This window comes from Alteromonas salexigens (assembly GCF_025628895.1).
In the GTDB taxonomy this organism is placed as follows: Bacteria; Pseudomonadota; Gammaproteobacteria; order Enterobacterales; family Alteromonadaceae; genus Alteromonas; species Alteromonas salexigens.
In genome coordinates this window covers 1-18415 of the sequence record NZ_JAOTJC010000004.1, presented here as the reverse complement: position 1 = coordinate 18415, position 18415 = coordinate 1, and the positions used below count along the sequence as shown (strand labels likewise).

Sequence of the window (18415 nt, the reverse complement as noted above, 5' to 3'; positions counted from 1 at the left end):
CGGCCTGCGGTCCTTAAAAGATCAGTTTGCGGTGGCCTCCGCCACCCGCCCCTGCCGGGTAAATTCCACCGTGCACGTAAATACACCCAGGTGCAGATAGCTACTGGCTACCAGCTTGCTGCCAGTGGCATAAAATTCGGTGTCATGCTGCAACAGATTACTGGTGTTAAGCTGACGGACTACCTGTTCCCGGGTGTCCCCTTGCATAAAGTTGCCACACAGGTAAAGGATGTCTTTACGGGCCTCGTTCCAGTAGATCCCCCACGTGACCAGCGCCGCCACCGCTAGTACGGCTGCGATATCGCGATAAATTGCTTGTTTCATAAAGTTAACCTGATTTTATTCGGTTACTGATACAAAACATTTTACCCTACTGGCGAATCTCCATCATAGCGAGTAAAAATTACTGAACAAACTGGTCGCGGGTACAGGTTTGCGACGCCTATTAGCCTTTTGCATGTTCTGCGCATCGTAAATAAAAGTGTGGCAAATAAGCAACAGCCGTAATCCTGAATGAGTCACGTAGCCCTGCTATGGCAAGGGTTTACGCATGACCCGGTCAGGCAGGAACCGCAGTGCGAAGAAAGACGTTCACTGTGCAGTGACCGTAATTTACCGCCCTCAGTTTGGAGAAAGTAGGAAATCTGGCATGGCATCTGCTTCACTATTATCGACATAAGCGACAATCAGGAGAGAGAAAATGCTGAAGCTAGGTAAATTATTCGCTATATCGAGTGTCGCGTTGGCACTGGGTGCATGTGATGTAGATAAAACAGAACAAGGCGATATGCCCGATGTAGAAGTCGAGGGCGGTGAAGTACCTGAGTACGAAGTAGTGAAGAAAGAAGACGGCGAAATGCCGGACGTTGATGTGGAAGGCGGCGAGATGCCTGAATACGACGTAGACACTGCTGACGTTGAAGTAGGTACTGAGAAGAAAGTCGTAGAAGTGCCTGAAGTTGACGTTGAAATGCCGGAAGATGATGACGAGCGAGATTTAGACGATAACTAATCCCGTGAGTTTATCGAACAGCCCCATAAGGGGCTGTTTTTGTTTGTGCATCATTACAGAGCATCTTGGGAAAATCTCAGTGACAAGAATTACTTGCCTGTAAGAATTTCAGTACGATGTAATATGCTCACATTATAGACACTCAGCAATCAGCTTTACCGGGACTGACCACCGCAGGGGCTAATCAATATATTCGTCATCCTCAAACAGAAACTCGTAATCGTCCAGGTTAATTGCCTGTAATCGATCATAAGTGCGCTTCAGGACAAACCATTTCACACAGGCATAACCACAGCCAAGCGCGATAAACATCAGTACGTATTCTACCAGATCCTCGTCCAGAGGAAGGATCCCGAACCAGTCGAAAATAAACTTACCGGCGATACCTACAGGCAGGCTCCAGCTCAGGATGCCGGCAGTTAACATAAACCGCCATAGCCCACCATTTACACTGTCTTCCATGTAATCCACTCTGTCGAACGGGTGCATTTGTTATCCTTATTCGTTAACCCCTTCGCATCATACTGCGCCGGCTTGCGGCCGGTAAAGATGAACCAAGGTACAGGTTGGTGGCTTGTTCCCTCTTTATTGCGCTAAAGGCGTGGCGGTGATCTATATTCATTAAGAGTTAGTAACTTATTGTCAGACAACAATTAACCTTCTTTTGGCGGTAGCGCCCGCGTAATGCAGGCAATTCACCACGAAAGAGTAGGCAAGGACTGCGGTATGAAAAAAACAGCCTGTACCCTGTTAACCCTCGCGCTACCAGCCACGCTGGTCGCTCCAGCGGGTGCTGACGAGTTGCCTTTCGAGCTTGGCGGTCACGTCCGGCTCAACTACGGGCATGTTGACTGGGGCGAAGAAGAACTGCGTGATGGTCTGGAGTTTGAGTCATTTCGACTCAACATCTCCGGAGAGTACGAGAAATTCAGCTATAAAGCAGAATATCGCTGGTACGAAAATATCGATTTCACCACTGTGCGCTATGCGGATATCACCTACACCCACGATGAATACTGGAAGCTGACTGCGGGCGTCACCAAGGTTCCGTTTGGTTTGCTCCCCTTCACGTCAAACAGCTTTTGGTTTTCGGCGAACTATTACATAGGCTTCGAAGACGACTATGACGCGGGAGCCGTGTTGCACTACGAACGGGGCGACTGGGATGTGCAGGCCGGCTACTTCATGAATGACGAGTATAACGATGCATCACGTTTTGGCCGTTATACCTTTGATGTGGCCGATGACGGAGAGTTCCGGAATCAGGAAGATGGCCAGTACAACCTGCGCGTGAATTATACCGGCAAGTTTATTCGCCGGGCGATCACCGAAGTGGGCGCGTCATATCAGCATGGTAAGATACTGAATTTAGATACCCTGGATGAGGGAGATATGCACGCGTATGCTGTGCACCTGCGCCATACCCAGGATCCCATTAAAATCGACTTGCAGTATACCGAGTTCGACTACGATCTGGCTGCGCCCGAGGGCCAGGCCACCGACAGAATGGCAATGTCCTCCTTTACCTTTCCGTTTTTGGCCACCACCAAAGGAAACAGTGTAATAGCGAATTTGGTGTACACCCTGCCGTTTAAATTTAAGGCGCTTTCACCCATTAAATGCTACACCGAATATAGTCGTGTTAATCCGGATGATGACGCCGCACTGGCGTCCTCGCAATGGGTGAATGGCTGTAGTTTCGGCTGGTCGAAACTGTACGTATACGTAGACAGTATCCGCGGCGAGAACATGTGGTTCTCAGGCGGTCCCGGTGTGGGGCTAGACCTGGGCGGCCGTCAGGATACTACCCACCGTTTCAATGTGAGCTTAGGCGTTTACTTTTAGAGGATGACTATGAGATTTTTTACCCTGATACTGAGCCTCACCTTACTCATCCTGCCCGGCTATAGCGAAGCCCATGCCTGGCTGAAGGTGAAAATTGCCACCACCGAGTATGCCCCGTATACCTCCACCGACATGGAGCATGGTGGCTATATTAACCATGTTATATCCCGGGCGTTTCTGGAAACAGGGGTGATTGTAGAATACACCTCCATGCCATGGGACGAAGCGCTGGAGCGCACCCAAGCCGGAGAGTTCGATGCAATTTCCTACGGTAACTTTGTGCGCTCCAGAGAGGACGAATTTTGGCACAGCGATCCTATCTCTGTGGAAAACCTGGTGTTCTACACCAACAAAGAAAGTGGTATCGATAGCTGGTCAGAGCTGGAAGGTCTGAAATCCCATAAAATGGGGGTTACCAAAGGCTACCTGTATACCGATGAGCTGTCGGCTTACATCAAAAAGTCAGACAACATCGTGACCAAAGAAGATGACCATGCCAACTTCAATGCGTTGGTTGATGGCGAAATTGATGTATTTCCGATTGATGAGCTGACCGGCTGGTACATCCTGCAAAGCGAGTTCAGTGAGGCAGAGCGCAACGATTTACGTCAGATGTCCCCGTTCATCTCCACGGTAACCACCCACTTGCTGGTGCCAAAGGGGAAAAACAACGCCAAGCTGGTGCTGGCCCTGTTTAACAAGGGGCTGGAAGAACTTACCCTGCAAGGTGAAATGAAACGCTTCAAGCGCCTGCTCAAACAAGGCTTTTACCAGCATCCTGAAAAGCCGGTTAATTACGACCGCCGATAGTCAAGGGGCGGGTTGTTACACACGTTACAACCCGCCAGGCGCTCCAATAAAGCTAACCGTGGCGTAAGCGATATAGCCAAGTAACAGAATACCGCCTTCCACACGGCTGAGCCGTTTACCGGTCAGTAGCATCACCAATAACAGCAGAGAGGCCAGTAGCATTACCCATTGGTCAAAGGCGGCAATACGGGCGGTTACCGGTAATGGCTGCAACAGTGCGGAGACGCCCAGAATACCTAACGCATTAAAAATATTACTGCCCAGTACGTTACCTACCGCCACATCAGCCTGACGGCGCAAGGTGGCAATAACCGAGATCGACAGTTCAGGTAATGAGGTGCCTACGGCTACCAACGTGAGGCCAATCACCGCTTCAGAAACGCCCCATTGCGTAGCCAGACCTACCGCGCCGGCTAACAGTACCTGGGAGCCCGCTATCAATAGCAGCAATCCCGCCAGTGTAGCCAGACAATTCACCCAGGTGCTGGTGGGCAGGCGGCCGGTGACGGTGGCCTCCTGCTTATGCATATCAGTGATAGGTGACGTGTGCGCGCGCTCCGTGATCACGGCAAAAACTAGATAAGCTGTCAGCGCCAGTAAGAGTAATAACCCATCATAACGGCCCAGTACTCCATTCGCGGCCAGCCCTATAAACAATACACTGGCGGCAATCACCACTACGGTATCCCGGCGCAGCGCTAGCGGCCGTACAGCCAGAGGGTGCACGAGGGCGCATACGCCCAGGATCAACAGAATATTGCCAATATTGCTGCCGACCACATTGCCAATGGCAATATCCGGCCTCGCGTGAATGGCCGCGTCTACCGACACCACCAGTTCCGGTGCTGAGGTGCCGAACCCCACAATGACAAGCCCGCTCAGCAGGGGCGAAACACGAAATTTAGCTGCCGCCCCCAACGAGCCACGAATAAGTGCCTCCCCACCACCGGTAAGCAGGGCAATGCCGGTGAGAATAAGCAGCGCGTCTGTCATAGTGGGCCTGCGATTGTGGTGTTAACGGGTTAACCTGCCGGCGATGAGCATGCCAAGGATCATAGTGGCTACGAACACGAAAATACCGGTAAGTCCGCCGCTTAAGTTACTTAACGCCGGGCCCGGACAAATGCCGCTTAGTCCCCAACCCAGGCCGAACAATACCGAACCGCCGAGTAACTTGCTGTCTACCTTAGTCGCAGAGGGCAGATCGCAGGACTCACCAAATACGGTGGTTTTACGGGGCTTCACAACAAAGTGGAAGATTGGCAGGTATACGGCCAGACCGCCGCCCATGACAAACGCCAGAGTAGGGTCCCAATCACCAAAAATATCCAGGAAATCGAGCACTCGTTCCGGATCTACCATCATGGAAATAGTCAGACCGGCACCGAATAAAAGGCCGGCAATCAAAGCAGTAAGTAATTGCTTCATGAATTGCTCCTTACAGCAGATGACGGGTAACGGTCACGGTCGCAATTGCCGTGGCCATGAAAGTGAGGGTGGCAACAATAGAGCGTTTTGATAACCGCCCAATACCACAGATCCCGTGGCCGCTGGTACAACCCGAGCCCACCCGGGTACCAATGCCAACCAGCAGGCCACCTGCTGCCAGCACCCACATGCTGCCTGGAATGGCATCAGGCAGAGTAAGGCCAAACGGAGCCACCAGTAACGGTGCGACGATTAAACCTACCAAGAAACACCAGCGCCAGCCGCTGGGGCTGCTTGTCAGCGAACGGAGCGCCTGGTGAGTAATACCGGATATACCGGCAATTTTGCCGTTAGCGAGCATCAGCAAACTGGCGCCGAGACCCAGTAGCATCCCGCCCAGCAGTGCCTGTAAATAGGTGTCTGTCATAATGTGTCCTCATTCTGTGTGAACATGGATAAGAGTACTGCGCCGTGCAACACGGCAAGCTTTGCATAACTACAGAATAATACGCGCTTTTTTAACTACTGAAAGAAAATTCAGTGGCTGTGACAATGCATACGAGCGGGCTCAAGCAAGGCTCAGTTGGATTAGTGGCAAGAGCTTCTCACACCGCAAACGGACGCCGTTGCAGGTAATCCACCTCTACTTCCATCTCATGCAGAATTTCGGTTGATTCCAGGTTCAGCGCAGCACGCATATCTTCACGGGACTGCTCGTAATCCTCAGACATCTCGATTGACGCAGCCGCCTGCCAGGTTGCTTCATCAGGCCACTGCGCATACGCAATAAACTCCCCGTTTTTATTGCGATGCAGACGCGACCCCAGACTGCCTTTAAACAGGTAAATACCCTGAGTGGTGGTTGGCCATGCAGCAAGAAACTGGGCTTCTTTTCCCGGCTTCACCACAAATCTGAACATCACGATATACATAGGCTGCTTTTTCCCTGTCATTAGTGCACCCGGTAGTCATTCGGTGCGTCCCTTCGAAAAGATAAGAATAATGATTCTTCTGGCTGTCTGGCAAGCAATAAAAAACGGCTGTCTTGGATATTGTGGAAAAAGCGCAGATCGCGCTAGCGGGCGCTGGCTGATTCAGCATCATCCATATGCTCGGCCAGTGACAACTCCTTTACCATATAAAAGAAGCGGTCGTCCTGGCGTTCGGTCACAAAGCCATTACGAAGGTATAACGCAGCAGCCGGGCTGCTCTGAAACACTTTGAGTTTCAGTTCACTCGAGTTTGCTGTTAACGCCAGCTGGCTAATCGCGTGGAGGGTTTGCGTACCTAAGCCGGTATTCTGAAACGCCGGTTTTATTTGTAAGTCGCGCAAGTGGCAAACCGAATCCTCAAAGCTCAGTCTGACCACGCCCACACGTTGCCCGTCGCTAATAATGTCTAAGTTGTTCAGGCCAGCGGTCATGGCAGCAATTTGCCCGGCATCCCAGCTAACAGAATAGCGCTGGTAATAGGACTGCATGTTGGCAAACGTCAGCTCGGCGGCCGCAATTTCATCGGCAGTAGGCTGAAAGGTGATCACAGAGCGGCTCCTTTGTTTTTAAATAAGTGGTCACGCGCCCAAAAAACGGTTGCGCAGGCACGCCAGTTAAAACTTTCCTCTTCGCTGAATGAACTCAGGGCCACAAGCCTAGTACCAGCCCATACACCACAAACTGGACAGTGTGATACCCGCCATCAATGGCCAGTAGGGTCATACTGCGCTGGGCAAACTGGTAGTTAATACCAAAGCTGGCAGCCACAAAGCACAGCCCGACCATCAACCCCGCGCTTACCGCGTGGCCTAATTCGGGCGCAGGCCCTAAATACACAGCAAAGGCGGTGGCAGAAACCAGGCAAAACAGAAAACTGAGCCCGAATACCTTACCGGGGTGACCTGGCTGAGACGGCGCGCCACTTTCACGCAACCAGGCCTGCTCGAACAACAGTTTGGAGTACCATAGGCCACCCAGTACAAAGCTGGAGATGGCCGCGACAATCACGGCGAAAATATTAACGTCACCCATTTTCTTATCCTTATTATTCTTGTAGCAGTGATCTCATGGGCAATACGTACCCTTAAAACCATCACCCTGTAGTTTTAAGTAAACGCGCAAACCTATGATCTTGCAACTATTAAACGTAAGTGTAGGGAGAGGGCCGCTAAGTTGAAGAAGTCATACGGCGTGGGCTAGAAGAAATATGTAATATCAGGGTGCTTTTGAACGTAATATTTCAGTCTTACTGTGTTTTTCAATCAGCTTTTCATCTTTCGACGGGCGCAACAGCGGGTTTATCAGCATCCAGTGGATACGGGAATGCTTGGGGGCGTGATAACTTTTCAGTCCGCATTGTTGCTGCTGTGCCTGCGCCAGCGACTGTGACTGAAACGAACCAAATAGCTTGTCCCAGCATACCCAGAAACCACCTAAATTCATAAGATAGTTTTGCGATTGCGCGTCGTGATGGACGGCATGCAGGCGTGGCGTGAATATAAAACGGCCGAGCCGGCGCTCCCACTTATCCCCTAAGTTGATATTGCTGTGATTAAAATTGTTTATGCTGATCGCCACCACATCGTACGCAAATACAATGAGTACCGGGATCCCCAACGCGTATATGGCAGTAGCATTCAATGCCGCGGCGCATACTAATTCAATGGGGTGAAACCGCAAGGCAGTGAACACATCCAAATTCTGGTCGGTATGATGAATGCGGTGTATGCGCCACAGAAAGGGCACACGATGACATAAGTAGTGCCAATACCAACGAATGAAATCCAGCAGCAATATGCTTACTACCAACACCAGCAGCCATTGCCAGCCTTCGACCTGACTTAGCCCTCTGTTTTGTGACTCCGCCAGATATGCCGCTGTGAGACAGGTAAAGGGAAATACAAACTGATACAGACTCAGACCAATAAAATACAGCAGGCCGGTATGGCCCCAGCGTCTGCCAATGGCGTGGTCTTCCCGTCTTAACTCCCGGCCACTTTCCAGCAGCAATAACAGCGCAACGCTGATAAACAGTGTCAGGGAATAATATTCAGCAAGTGAATAGGTCATAGAAAGGGCCCGAACACATACAACAGTCCGGGCTAACCCATGTTATTTTTTGAAAAAGCGTTTAGCAATAATAACGGCTAATACGCCGGCACCAATTAGTGAAATGCTGCCCGGTTCAGGGACAGGTATTACACTGGCAGATGCCGCGCCGGATGCCAGCACCATGGTTGTCGCTAGTACTACTTTCGTTGTTTTTTTCATTACCCCAATCCTTCTTTTTATGATCATGGGAACCAAGCATAAAATAAGCCATAACATCATATGCTTAAAAAACATACAGTTGTGGTGCAAAGTTTTTAACTATGTAAAGAAAGCCGACATTAAGAAGGTGTTATTCGGGGAAAAGAGACTGTACGGTTTCAGCCGTGAGCCAGTTTTAAACCGGCGATGCCCGCACAAATCAGGCCTAGGCTGACCAGTTTCAGCGTATCGGCAGACTCCTCAAACAGGAAAATCCCCAACACTGCGGTGCCGACCGCGCCTATTCCGACCCAGATTGCGTAGGCGGTGCCGACAGGCAGGGATTTAACCGCAAGCCCAAGCAGCACAAAACTGGCCACCAGGGAAATAATGGTTCCCACCGACGGCCAAAGTTTCGTGAAGCCGTCGGTGTATTTCAGCCCAATGGCCCAGCCCACTTCCAGCAGACCGGCAATAAACAACATCACCCAACTCATATTTTTTATACTCTTCGCTGTGGCATGCTTATTTGTTTATACCGCCAGTAATTTTTAACCCGCTCCCTTGCTCAGTCAGGGAGACGGAGCAGAAGCATGCTGTAGCTACGAGAAACAAGCGCGCAATTCTATGGGTATCGGCGTCTATTTAGAAACAGGCGCAAATACCAGCTGATCTTGCTCTATTCGCAGCTCAACCGGTAACTCCGAAAGGTAACGAATAAGCTGCTTGCTGGTGTCGAGTTCATACACGGGGGTGCGCTGAAGGTAGCTATTAACCAGCATCATCAGCCTGTCACTGACGGGCGCCAGATTACCCCGGTAACCGTTGGCTTCAATTTCACTGTCCAGCAGCGCCAGGTTATGGACATATACCGCTTTCTTCTCAGCGTTATACACCGGTTTGCCTTCCAACATTAAGCGCACGGTAGCGGGATATTCAATGCCGAACACATTCACAGACGCGGTAGCTGATGTGCCCAGCTGAATGACATCGCGACCTTCCGGGCCAATGTCCACCTGCATTGAGTCCACATTCAGGGTCATCGGGATCCCCGACACCGACACTTTCTCCTGTAACTGGGTGATGCTGCCGGCCAACTGGCGTTGAATATCTTCTTCGCTCACCGTATAGCGCGATAACTCCGCGATATTGCTACAGCCTATCAGGGTGAGCGTCATCAGCGCGCAGCACCCGAACCTCAATAACGTCATTAGATGTGTGTGCAAGTCAGCCTCCCTTGGCGGATACGTGATAAATACAATTACCTTAATAGTACGGCAAACCTCAGAAAAGGTGCGGGTCAAATGCTGCTAACCGACAGATAAAGAGGGGTCTTTGAATACCACGGTAAACTGATGGCACACTATAGGCATATCGTGTTGCGGCGCAAAGGCGGTGCCTGTCAGTTCGCGGTGGTAATAATCCCAGTGTACCTGCTTCCAGTACGTCAGGCTTTTATCACCTTCCCCTTCCAGTGCAGCATACTCGTCTGAAATTTCGTTAAAAGGGACAATTGATACCTGCGTAGTTTCGATGATGCACACGGCTTCCCCCTGCCAATTGGTCACCACATTCAGTTCGCCCACCTCGGGTAATGGTTCGTTGTGCGCCTGATGCCACCACAGCGAGGGGGAGGTAGCCTGTTTAATATTACGTAAAACGAGCTCTGCACATTCATTGGCGTCGTGTTCGTTATCGCAGAAATGCCAGTACGTCAGCGGCCGTGCGGGCTGGGCACTGGCCTGGAAATACGCGTTACTCATTTTGAGTACGGAAGGATGCATGTGTGGTGAACCCCAGAAGTTCGTTGCGCAGCACGTCCTATTACTTACTGCGCCATTATATTAACTACCTGACTGTAAAGGTGAAACTGGAAAAATAACTTTCGTAATCGGCCTGCTGATTGTTACGCAGTGCCACCCCCCAGATCACGTTGAGCTTCACAGGGCCTTTGCCGGTAAGCCTGAACGTGGCCTTGCCCTCATTATCAGTGGTCAGGGCCTGCTCTTTATGATCTGCCCCCGCCAGCGGCGTGGCGTCAATCAGTGCATTGGCCAGCGGCTCGCCTTTAAACAACACCTGAACGGGTAGCGTGTCACCGGGCTCAATGGCAGCAGGATGCTGCAGCGGCACAATTTCCAGGGTATGGCCAATGGGAGTGGTGGCGATATCTGAAAGCGCGTCACCAACCTGTATCATGGTTTTTGCTTTGCGTGAAAACAGCTCAGTGCCAGGGGTGGTGGTCAGGCCTTTCTTCTCACGGTAGGCGATGATTTCAGCCAGGCCTTCTTCTTCCGCGTAACTATTAAATTTCTCGGCTTCCAGGCTGCTGAAACTGTGGTAGCTTTCAAAACCAATGAGATGGGTACCAGATTTGAGCTTAGCCGTTTTCGCCACCCCCGGCATAAATTCCGAGCGGGGAATGATGCTGGCCGCCATATCAGCGATACCACCCTCGCTGTAAGTGCGCAGTGCTACAATTTTATCCCAGCTGAGGTTCCAGTTGGCCGCATCTTCTTCATGACCCACTTTAAACTGCACCGACACGGCGGCAGGCTCATCAGAGTAATACTGACCGGGCGCCAGCCAGAAATCGTGGGCTACAGCGGTCGGGATAAAACCCAGTAACAGCCCTAAGCAGGCTAGCTTTTGTAATAATGTCATGCGGTGATTCACTCTTCATTTATCTGTTTTACTCTAAAGCTATTACAGAAAATTCAGTAATTTAGACTAACTCGACAGGAGATAAATAGTACTTCGATTTGTGCGAGGTGCAATGGGGGTCTACCCCCGTTTGCCTGCGTGGTGTTTGGCTATTTAACAAACATGGAAGAATACATCGTCGTAAATTGGCTTTCGTGAGCCGCTATTTCGCTTGCTCGCATCGCGTGCAGCGCGCTCAGCGGTTTGGTTTCGAAGAGGAAACAAGTGGCTTAAACCCACCATATGCCATCCGGCTGGCATCAAACTCAGCATCCGATGCATCTACCAGTGCCGCCATCCGCGGATCATTGGCCACCCTGTGGTTTGCCTGATCCCTAGCCTCACGGGAGGCAAATTCCACCCAGCCAAACACGATGGTTTCCTCATCCATGGCTGCTACGGCATCGGTAAATGAGCGTGTACCCTGTAAAGACAAATCGTCTCCGATGAATTCCTGGTAGCTGAGTGCCCCATGTTCCAGCCAAATTTCGGCCACCTCAGCAGCGAACTCTTTGTATTCTGCTATGCAACTGCGCTTAATGGGAAAAGCGAATCCATCGATGTAACTGGCCATAGTCTCTTCCTGATATTCATACTAAGTTTAGCTGTTTAGTGCCGGCACTCGCTTGTGTGTTCAAACGTGTGTTTCCCAGCCTGGTCTGCACTTCCGCTACACACGAAGTCTTTAAGTCAGGAGAGCCCATAGCCGGGTGTTGGTTAGTGGGCCTCATAACCATTTGTACATCACCAGTGCGTCGACGAAGCCCTTATGCGGATGATTAAACGCCTTTGGAAGCCGCCCGACGATATCGTAACCGAGCTTTTCCCACAGCCTGACAGCCCCGTCATTGGTCGAGGCGACATAATTAAACTGCATGGCTTTATATCCAAGCGCTTTCGCTGTTTGCTGCGAGTGCTCGCACATTGCGGTCGCCAAGCCCTTTCCCCTGGCATGGGCAGATACCATATAACCGCAGTTGCACACATGCTTACCGGGTCCGGCTTGGTTCGTTTTCAGATAGTAGGTGCCTAAGCACTGCCCGTCTTTTTCGGCGATAAACGTTTTGCGCGGGATGGTAAGCCAAACCTGTTCAGCGGCTTCTTTGGTTATGTCCGGTTCAAATGCATAGGTTTCTCCGGCACGGGCGATCTCTTTGAATAAAGGCCAAATTAGATCAAAGTCAGAAGCCGTTGCCTCCCTGATACGCATGCAATAATTCCTCTTATAAAAACTGACATTCGCACAACGCGCTGCGATACTCAGGCCAAGATACATGCCTAAGTGACGGCAGCCTGCGAAATCTGGCAATCAGGTTACATCAGGCGCCTTTACAACTGCAAAAAGTAGTAACTCACGAGCAGTGCTATCACAATGCAAATGCCGAACAAGGCACGGTTGTTAACCGGCTTAGGGGCAGGGTCCGCCGTTTTCATGCAGACTTCTACCCATTCGGTGCTATCCGTGATTATCTTTCCGTTTTTAAATGGAACAAACAGCTTATCACCATAAAATCCTTTTCTAAGCTCCAGCCAAAAATCACCTTTTAATATTTCATGTACTTCATCTGGCTCACTGGGAACAGGGCTAAGGGGGTATTCAAATTTAACCAGCTGTATCTCGCCGGCAGGTGTCAGTTCATAGTTAGCAACAAACCCTCGCCAGCAAGCCGTACAGTCTGAATACTTTGCACTGTCGGGCGTATGTTTAAGCGGGTAGCCCTGGTATTTGGTTAAACCCTTAGGGTCGTTAATACCAATAGCAAAAAGCGCGTAATCGTCGAATGATACTTCGCGCATATTGTTGGTAAGCTTTTCTGGGATTTGTGCAGTCATAGTAAATAATCCTGAGCAAGCGCAGCGAATAGCGAGCTGTATTACCAGTCAGCGCTGTATGTCTTGTTGGCTTGTGACGCTTCCACTTCTAACGGGGCTTTATCGTATCCGAATTCTGCCATATCAGAAAAATGCTGAGTTACAACGCTAGCTAAGCTGGCTCGTTCAACCTGCAGCACATGCACCAACTCGTGGGCCAGTTTCGGCCGGTCTAACTCAAATCCATTGCGAACGTAGATTGAGTACCCAAAAACCTGAGCATTATTAACGATCCCTTCACCCACTAGTCCCACTGCTTCGCCAAAGGTTTTTAACGCAAAGTTTTCATAGGGAAAAGGCACTTCATCGACGTGCACCACCCTTATTTTTCCGGGTGGGTAATACCAATTGTCCGCCAATCGCCGACTGCGGATCTGATGCGCTACCCAGGAAAACTAAAGCACTAGTGAAAATGACAAAGGCCAACAGGATCGCATTGGCCACAAGCAGATCCAAGGTCTTATGCTTTACATAATGCATGAGCGAAAAAACGACGAGGCAGGGAAAGCAAAGTAAAGCCAATCTACGAGGCTGGCTGAATCAAGCGCGAGGGAAGGCTGAAGCAGCGCTATAGTCACCAGGGGGCTATCCAACTCGTTCTTTTAATTAACGTTTCCAAATTATTATTCATAGAATTTCGTCTCGTAGCGCATATAACGTCTGGATAAGGGACGCAGGCACGTAGCGCATAATAGCGAAGCGACGCAGCCCACCTGTTAGTTTCCTAGCGAGCGAAGCAAGAGCTTTTAGTGGCTTGTGAAACGCAACTTCATACCATTATGAAAATGTATCTATGTACAACTTCTCTACTTTATCCCTAGCCCATTGTGTTTTTCGTAAAAATTTTAATGATGACTTAATTGAAGGGTCATTACTAAAGCAATTTACCCTTACCCGTTGATATAAACCATCCCAACCGTAGTGCTCTTGTAACCGAGTTAGAATCGTTTGCAACGTAAGCCCATGCAAAGGATTATTGAGTTGTTCCTGACTCATCAAATACCTTGGAAGTTAAATTAGATAAAGCAGTTTAACAAAGTAGAGGACTACAACCACTAAAGAAAACCAGACTGACAACTGTAGAGCTTTGCGCAGCAGCATAGTGATGCCATTCAGAGGCGGCCGAGCATTGTCTGTTGTAACGGCTTGTTAGGCCGCCGCGCATCACTTCTTGGACTGCAATGCTATGTAGACACCCACCGGGTCCCGAATGACGGCGTCTCCAGCTCCAGTTACTTCCTTGACGATCTCACCTCCGCCCGCGCGAACTTGTCGAAGGCTCTCGTCGAAGTCATCGACGGGCAGACTAAGTATCCAGACGGAAGGGATCCCCTCATTGACGTCATTCATTGTGCAGATTTCCGCCACGGCGACACCATCAGGTCGCCGCATTTCGAACCTACCTTCTGTATCGGCCGAGGCCGACGACCATCCAACGACCTGCTCGTAGAATTCACACATCATCGAAACGTCCGAGACCACGAGTGAGAGCCAGGAAATGCAACCAATACTGTCGAGATGACTTGCATCGTTCGATTCGTCTTCTACTACGGGGATTACACCGAATGCTGCGCCAGCGGGGTCAACTAAAACTGCCCACTGACGTTTCCCGTTGTCGCCTTTGGCGTGAAACAGCTCCTGACCTCCTAGCTCGAGCGTACGCGCCGCGCTCGCGTCGACATCGGAAACCTGGATGTGCGGCATCCACTGCAGTGGGAGGGCTTTGTACTCAGGTGTACGTACCCCTAGGCCGATGACCGGCGTGCCTTTGTTGTTGGTCAAATCGTCTCGCCACAGCGGAGCTGGCCCCGTCGTAAGAACCTGCGAGTAGAAACCGAGTTCCCGCTCGTGATCCGGCACCGCAATATCTGCGCTTAAAACTCCGCCAACGCCGTGGAAGAATGGATTTCGCATGACCACCTCATCTGGTTTGAGTTCGCGAGAGTCAAAATTGGGCCGTGTTTAGAACCACAACTTAGACATACCAACGCCGCCATAAGCGGCACAAAAGGCTTGGCTAAACTTAGCGACGAAGGAGCACAAGCCAAGCTTTTTGTGACCTTATGCTTAATGGCTTTGTTAGGCTTTCTTAAGCGCCAAACACGACTGCTCAAGCAAGTAACCACGAACTAATAAATTAATTTTATCTTTTAACCAGTCGGGGCCGTAATCCGAAATATCATTATGCCGAGAATCTGGAATTTTAACTACGCAAATGTTGCCTTGCGCTGATTCTGAAGGCAAAACACCTTTATCTGCTGGAAAGTCGCTAGCCCGAATAGACAATACTTTTAAATCTGTATCTCTAGGCAAAGGAACACGCCTATGATCTAAAGTAATTAATGATTTAATGTAAGGCTTATTTTCATTCCCTAACCAGGAAGAAATATCACCACCGTTTGAGTGGCCAACTAAGAGCAAATTATCAAAGTCATAATTAGCTAAACGTTTACTCAAAATTGACTTAACAAAATCCAGAGTTTGAGCGCCTCTACTGTAGTGGTCAATAAAACCCGGACACCATTTTAGCTAACTCTTCCGCCTTTGCGGGTGGTAGCCCATCGTTGAATTGATGCGGTCTTTCCCAGTTGTAGTAATTCATCAGGTAATAACCCACATCTCGTTTTGCTTCATTAGGCGAACGGTAGCCGGTTGATGGCATCCATTCAGATTTCAGGCTTCTAAACACTCGTTCCATTGGGCGATTGTCCCAACAGTTTCCTCGGCGACTCATACTTTGGCTCATCTTATACCGCCACAGCCTTTGTCTGAACTTACGAGCACCGTACTGGGAGCCCTGGTCGCTATGGAACATCACTCCTTTTGGCTTACCCCTCAGTTCATACGCCATATCCAAGGCTCTGGCAGCAAGTTCTGCATCTGGTCGATGTGACATGCTCCAGCCAATAACCCTGCGCCTGTGCAGGTCAATCACAACGGCGGCATAATGCCATGCCGAACCTGTCCAGATGTAGGTGATATCGCCACACCAAACCTGATTGGGCAGTGCGACATCGAACTGCCTGTCCAGTAAGTTAGGGATATCTGGCCGCTCAACCTGCACATTTTTATAAGCGTGCTTACCTGGCTGTTTGCTCATCAGGCCTTGCTCTTTCATTAGCCGACCCACTTTGAATCGGCCCATGATGATGCCCTCATCACGAAGCATATCAACAAGCGTTCGTGTGCCAGCGGATTGACGGCTCTTATCGAACAGGCGCTTCACTCTGGCGCGAAGAATACGCCGCTTAGCACCAATCAGCCGTTGACGCTTTCGCCGTTCGTAATAACTACTGACACCAACACCTAAAGCTGAACAGACCAATTCTGTTGATTCATGCACCCTCAACCGGTCTATCAGCGCGTGGACTTCAGGTCGTCGGACATTAAGAGTGCGGTAGCCTTTTTTAGAATGGTCTTTTCTCGTTCCAGGCGGTTCACACGAGCCTCCAACTCCTGAATACGCTGCTGCTCTTGTGAGAGCGCTTTGGACTTCGGCGTGCTACCGCTACGTTCAGACTCAAGCTGCCGAACCCACTTGCGCAAAGTATTTTCGTGAACGTCTACTGCGCGTCCGGCTTCGGAAGCACTATACCCCTGATCGAGTACCAGGCTGGCTGCATCATGTTTAAATTCCGGACTGAATGACCGTCTTTGTCTTCTCATTGAACACCTCGTAATTAAGTGTAATGCTACCACTTAAAACGGTGTTCGGGTTTAGTCTGCCACTACAAGAGGCAATAAGATAGCTGGCTGAAATTAGCGAGGCACTAGAAAAAGCCAGCTGTTTTTTGTCCGTTTGAAGGTCTTGTTAGGCTTTGTTCAACTATGCTTTAGGATTATCAGATATTTCCTGAATGTTAGCGTTAATTTTGAATAAGACAATCATTAACTCACACCAAATTCTTGCGCCTACAGCGCCACCTGCACCGATAAATAAACCGGACATAAATGTTGCAAAAGTTAAACCGCCATACCCACTGAACATCGTGCCGATTCCAGAAACTACAGCAGCTAACAATAATAACCAATATACAAAAGTTATTATTTTAGGGGTTAGCATTGATTCAAAGAAAAACATATTTTTCATTTTAATTCCTTTTTATTATTAATTGCTCCAATTTTAGTTAGAGTTAAGCTCGGAGCAGAAAAGCCTAACTTCCCACCAAGGGGCTAAAATTAGGAACGAAGTGACGCAGCCCATGTATTAGCGTCCCAGCGAGCAGCGCGAGCGCCTTTAGTGTTTTGTTAGTTGCCACTGTCAAATCATCTATAGAATGAGAAATAATAAAACACGAACAGCATCAAAAGAAAAGATGGTATTAGGAAAAATATTTTGAGTAGTTTATTTGCTCTCTGCATTGGCCATACGAAATAGTAAATTAGCGGAGGAATGAAGAAAGGACTTATAAAGACCGCAGGAGCTAAAAAATACCCACCCTCATAAGCAAAAAAGCCTCCAAAGTGAAGCCAATAAATCCCGAAAGTTCCTAATGTACAAACTAGCGTTGATATGAATGAAACAACGATAAGCACAAGAGGCTTGTGTTCAACACTTTGTCTAACTTCTTTGATGTTCAAACCTTCCATTGGCAACTAACGCTCCAATAACGGGCGCAAACGCGTAGGGCAAAATAGTGATGCGGCCCTGCGTGTTTGTGTCCCAGCGAGCGGAGCAAGTGAGTTTATTGGGTTGTTAGGCGACAACTGTGCTGAATTCCCTGTTTCGCAACTGAGTAATCTGTTGCTTCGAAATACCCTCTAGCCCAACAATATTTTCCGGCTCAACAAACATGATAAACGTTCTTTTATCCTTAGCGACCCAGCCGTAGCAGATGAACGATTTATCTTTTATAAAATCCTGCTCCTTCTCAATGAATCCGCCTGTTACGAGCGAAGCATTTGGGTCATTCGAAGATGTAGTAGTTAAGTGAATTGTTCCAATGTCACTTTTAACCAGCACTCTATCAGTGTGACCTGCTGAGTTTGATTGGTTGAATGCTAATTCAGCATTTTTCCCCAATTTCTTCAAATGGTCCTTCACTATTTCAGCTAGCGATAATTTTCTTTCGTGAACGGTGTCACCTTTAATCATAAGACATCCTTGTTATTGTCCCACTTACATGGTTTGTTATATTTTCAAATTACCATGAAATTATAGTTTTTTGGTAATAAATGAGATGATGGTTCATCTTCTGGTACTGCATATACAACCTCTCGATATTCCTTCGAATAATAGGTTGTACTTAGACATTGCCCATAACCCTCATGTGACACAATAAAGGTTACTTCTTCTGGAGCAATTTTTAGACGTTCAGACTCAATGCGCCACTCTCTCTCCCATGTAAAATCAATTTTCGGTGGTTCGAATGTGACATGTCTCCATTTTAGAGAGTTAGAAAGCTTTTCGTAGTCGCATTATGGTTCTTAGTATCAACTCCCAAGTGCAACATTGATCACGCATAATCATTCTTCATCTCCCAAGGTGTTTTAAATCCATACC

General features: G+C 49.1%; 26 protein-coding genes and 1 pseudogene. 3 read left to right on the top strand and 24 right to left on the bottom strand.

All coding sequences use genetic code 11. The features are described 5' to 3' along the window. Positions 1-21: 21 nt before the first annotated feature. Positions 22-324, bottom strand: a complete 303-nt coding sequence (locus OCL06_RS01215) for a hypothetical protein (RefSeq protein WP_262991913.1) — start codon at positions 322-324, stop codon at positions 22-24. 376 nt (positions 325-700) lie between these two features. Between OCL06_RS01215 and OCL06_RS01210 the strand changes: the two genes are divergently transcribed. Beyond that, entirely contained in the window at positions 701-1012 is a 312-nt protein-coding gene (locus tag OCL06_RS01210) for a hypothetical protein (protein ID WP_262991912.1), read from the top strand. A gap of 180 nt (positions 1013-1192) precedes the next feature. Here the strand turns inward: OCL06_RS01210 and OCL06_RS01205 are convergent, their stop codons facing one another. After that, positions 1193-1501 (bottom strand): hypothetical protein, encoded by a 309-nt coding sequence (locus OCL06_RS01205; protein ID WP_262991911.1) that lies wholly within the window; start codon positions 1499-1501, stop codon positions 1193-1195. Between the two features lie 237 nt (positions 1502-1738). Here OCL06_RS01205 and OCL06_RS01200 point away from each other — a divergent pair, with 237 nt between their 5' ends. Together OCL06_RS01200 and OCL06_RS01195 are read left to right on the top strand one after the other, a co-directional pair. Beyond that, on the top strand, positions 1739-2857 hold the full coding sequence (locus OCL06_RS01200) for a porin (RefSeq protein ID WP_262991910.1): 1119 nt from the start codon (positions 1739-1741) through the stop codon (positions 2855-2857). A 9-nt stretch (positions 2858-2866) separates the two neighbouring features. Continuing rightward, a complete protein-coding gene (locus OCL06_RS01195; protein WP_262991909.1) occupies positions 2867-3667 on the top strand; it encodes a substrate-binding periplasmic protein in 801 nt (266 codons plus the stop codon). A gap of 24 nt (positions 3668-3691) precedes the next feature. Here the strand turns inward: OCL06_RS01195 and OCL06_RS01190 are convergent, their stop codons facing one another. The 22 genes and pseudogenes from OCL06_RS01190 to OCL06_RS01085 all read right to left on the bottom strand — a co-directional run bounded on the left by OCL06_RS01190 (position 3692) and on the right by OCL06_RS01085 (position 18007). Continuing rightward, on the bottom strand, positions 3692-4660 hold the full coding sequence (locus OCL06_RS01190) for a calcium/sodium antiporter (RefSeq protein ID WP_262991908.1): 969 nt from the start codon (positions 4658-4660) through the stop codon (positions 3692-3694). A 21-nt stretch (positions 4661-4681) separates the two neighbouring features. After that, positions 4682-5095: a DUF6691 family protein gene (locus tag OCL06_RS01185; RefSeq protein WP_262991907.1), complete on the bottom strand. Its 414-nt coding sequence runs from the start codon at positions 5093-5095 to the stop codon at positions 4682-4684. Between the two features lie 10 nt (positions 5096-5105). Beyond that, positions 5106-5525, bottom strand: coding sequence for a YeeE/YedE family protein (locus OCL06_RS01180; protein WP_262992331.1), 420 nt, complete (start codon positions 5523-5525; stop codon positions 5106-5108). Positions 5526-5700: 175 nt separating this feature from the next. After that, the gene (locus tag OCL06_RS01175; protein WP_262991906.1) at positions 5701-6048 is read right to left on the bottom strand and encodes an antibiotic biosynthesis monooxygenase family protein; all 348 of its coding nucleotides are present in this window, start codon (positions 6046-6048) and stop codon (positions 5701-5703) included. 122 nt (positions 6049-6170) lie between these two features. Then, positions 6171-6635, bottom strand: a complete 465-nt coding sequence (locus tag OCL06_RS01170; RefSeq protein WP_262991905.1) for a GNAT family N-acetyltransferase — start codon at positions 6633-6635, stop codon at positions 6171-6173. Between the two features lie 94 nt (positions 6636-6729). Next, positions 6730-7119, bottom strand: coding sequence for a DUF1761 domain-containing protein (locus OCL06_RS01165; protein ID WP_262991904.1), 390 nt, complete (start codon positions 7117-7119; stop codon positions 6730-6732). Between the two features lie 183 nt (positions 7120-7302). Further along, positions 7303-8157 carry a sterol desaturase family protein gene (locus OCL06_RS01160; protein WP_262991903.1) on the bottom strand — a complete coding sequence of 285 codons (855 nt, stop codon included), beginning with the start codon at positions 8155-8157 and terminating at the stop codon, positions 7303-7305. 42 nt (positions 8158-8199) lie between these two features. Continuing rightward, positions 8200-8358 carry a PEP-CTERM sorting domain-containing protein gene (locus tag OCL06_RS01155; RefSeq protein ID WP_262991902.1) on the bottom strand — a complete coding sequence of 53 codons (159 nt, stop codon included), beginning with the start codon at positions 8356-8358 and terminating at the stop codon, positions 8200-8202. Positions 8359-8516: 158 nt separating this feature from the next. Then, positions 8517-8834 (bottom strand): quaternary ammonium compound efflux SMR transporter SugE, encoded by a 318-nt coding sequence (gene sugE / locus OCL06_RS01150; RefSeq protein WP_262991901.1) that lies wholly within the window; start codon positions 8832-8834, stop codon positions 8517-8519. Positions 8835-8978: 144 nt separating this feature from the next. Beyond that, complete coding sequence (locus tag OCL06_RS01145) at positions 8979-9563, bottom strand: YceB family lipoprotein (RefSeq protein WP_262991900.1); 585 nt, start codon at positions 9561-9563, stop codon at positions 8979-8981. Between the two features lie 84 nt (positions 9564-9647). Beyond that, positions 9648-10100 carry an ASCH domain-containing protein gene (locus OCL06_RS01140; protein WP_262991899.1) on the bottom strand — a complete coding sequence of 151 codons (453 nt, stop codon included), beginning with the start codon at positions 10098-10100 and terminating at the stop codon, positions 9648-9650. An 85-nt stretch (positions 10101-10185) separates the two neighbouring features. Next, on the bottom strand, positions 10186-11001 hold the full coding sequence (locus OCL06_RS01135) for a DUF4198 domain-containing protein (RefSeq protein WP_262991898.1): 816 nt from the start codon (positions 10999-11001) through the stop codon (positions 10186-10188). Between the two features lie 235 nt (positions 11002-11236). Beyond that, positions 11237-11614 (bottom strand): DUF1428 domain-containing protein, encoded by a 378-nt coding sequence (locus tag OCL06_RS01130; protein ID WP_262991897.1) that lies wholly within the window; start codon positions 11612-11614, stop codon positions 11237-11239. Between the two features lie 153 nt (positions 11615-11767). After that, positions 11768-12349 carry a GNAT family N-acetyltransferase gene (locus OCL06_RS01125; protein WP_308445985.1) on the bottom strand — a complete coding sequence of 194 codons (582 nt, stop codon included), beginning with the start codon at positions 12347-12349 and terminating at the stop codon, positions 11768-11770. A gap of 20 nt (positions 12350-12369) precedes the next feature. Continuing rightward, the gene (locus OCL06_RS01120) at positions 12370-12873 is read right to left on the bottom strand and encodes a hypothetical protein (protein WP_262991896.1); all 504 of its coding nucleotides are present in this window, start codon (positions 12871-12873) and stop codon (positions 12370-12372) included. Positions 12874-12914: 41 nt separating this feature from the next. Continuing rightward, a pseudogene (locus OCL06_RS01115) lies at positions 12915-13247 on the bottom strand (hypothetical protein); the annotation flags it as partial. A gap of 442 nt (positions 13248-13689) precedes the next feature. Further along, positions 13690-13908 (bottom strand): VF530 family protein, encoded by a 219-nt coding sequence (locus OCL06_RS01110; RefSeq protein WP_262991894.1) that lies wholly within the window; start codon positions 13906-13908, stop codon positions 13690-13692. Between the two features lie 168 nt (positions 13909-14076). Further along, positions 14077-14826 (bottom strand): VOC family protein, encoded by a 750-nt coding sequence (locus OCL06_RS01105; RefSeq protein ID WP_262991893.1) that lies wholly within the window; start codon positions 14824-14826, stop codon positions 14077-14079. Positions 14827-14991: 165 nt separating this feature from the next. Next, positions 14992-15369 carry a hypothetical protein gene (locus tag OCL06_RS01100; protein ID WP_262991892.1) on the bottom strand — a complete coding sequence of 126 codons (378 nt, stop codon included), beginning with the start codon at positions 15367-15369 and terminating at the stop codon, positions 14992-14994. Positions 15370-15415: 46 nt separating this feature from the next. Further along, a protein-coding gene (locus OCL06_RS01095) for an IS3 family transposase (protein ID WP_262991891.1) occupies positions 15416-16578 on the bottom strand; the annotation gives its coding sequence in 2 pieces (ribosomal slippage) (positions 15416-16323 and positions 16323-16578; 1164 coding nt in all). A 160-nt stretch (positions 16579-16738) separates the two neighbouring features. Beyond that, the gene (locus tag OCL06_RS01090; protein ID WP_262991890.1) at positions 16739-17002 is read right to left on the bottom strand and encodes a DUF4282 domain-containing protein; all 264 of its coding nucleotides are present in this window, start codon (positions 17000-17002) and stop codon (positions 16739-16741) included. Between the two features lie 606 nt (positions 17003-17608). After that, entirely contained in the window at positions 17609-18007 is a 399-nt protein-coding gene (locus OCL06_RS01085; protein WP_262991889.1) for a hypothetical protein, read from the bottom strand. Between the last annotated feature and the right edge of the window lie 408 nt (positions 18008-18415).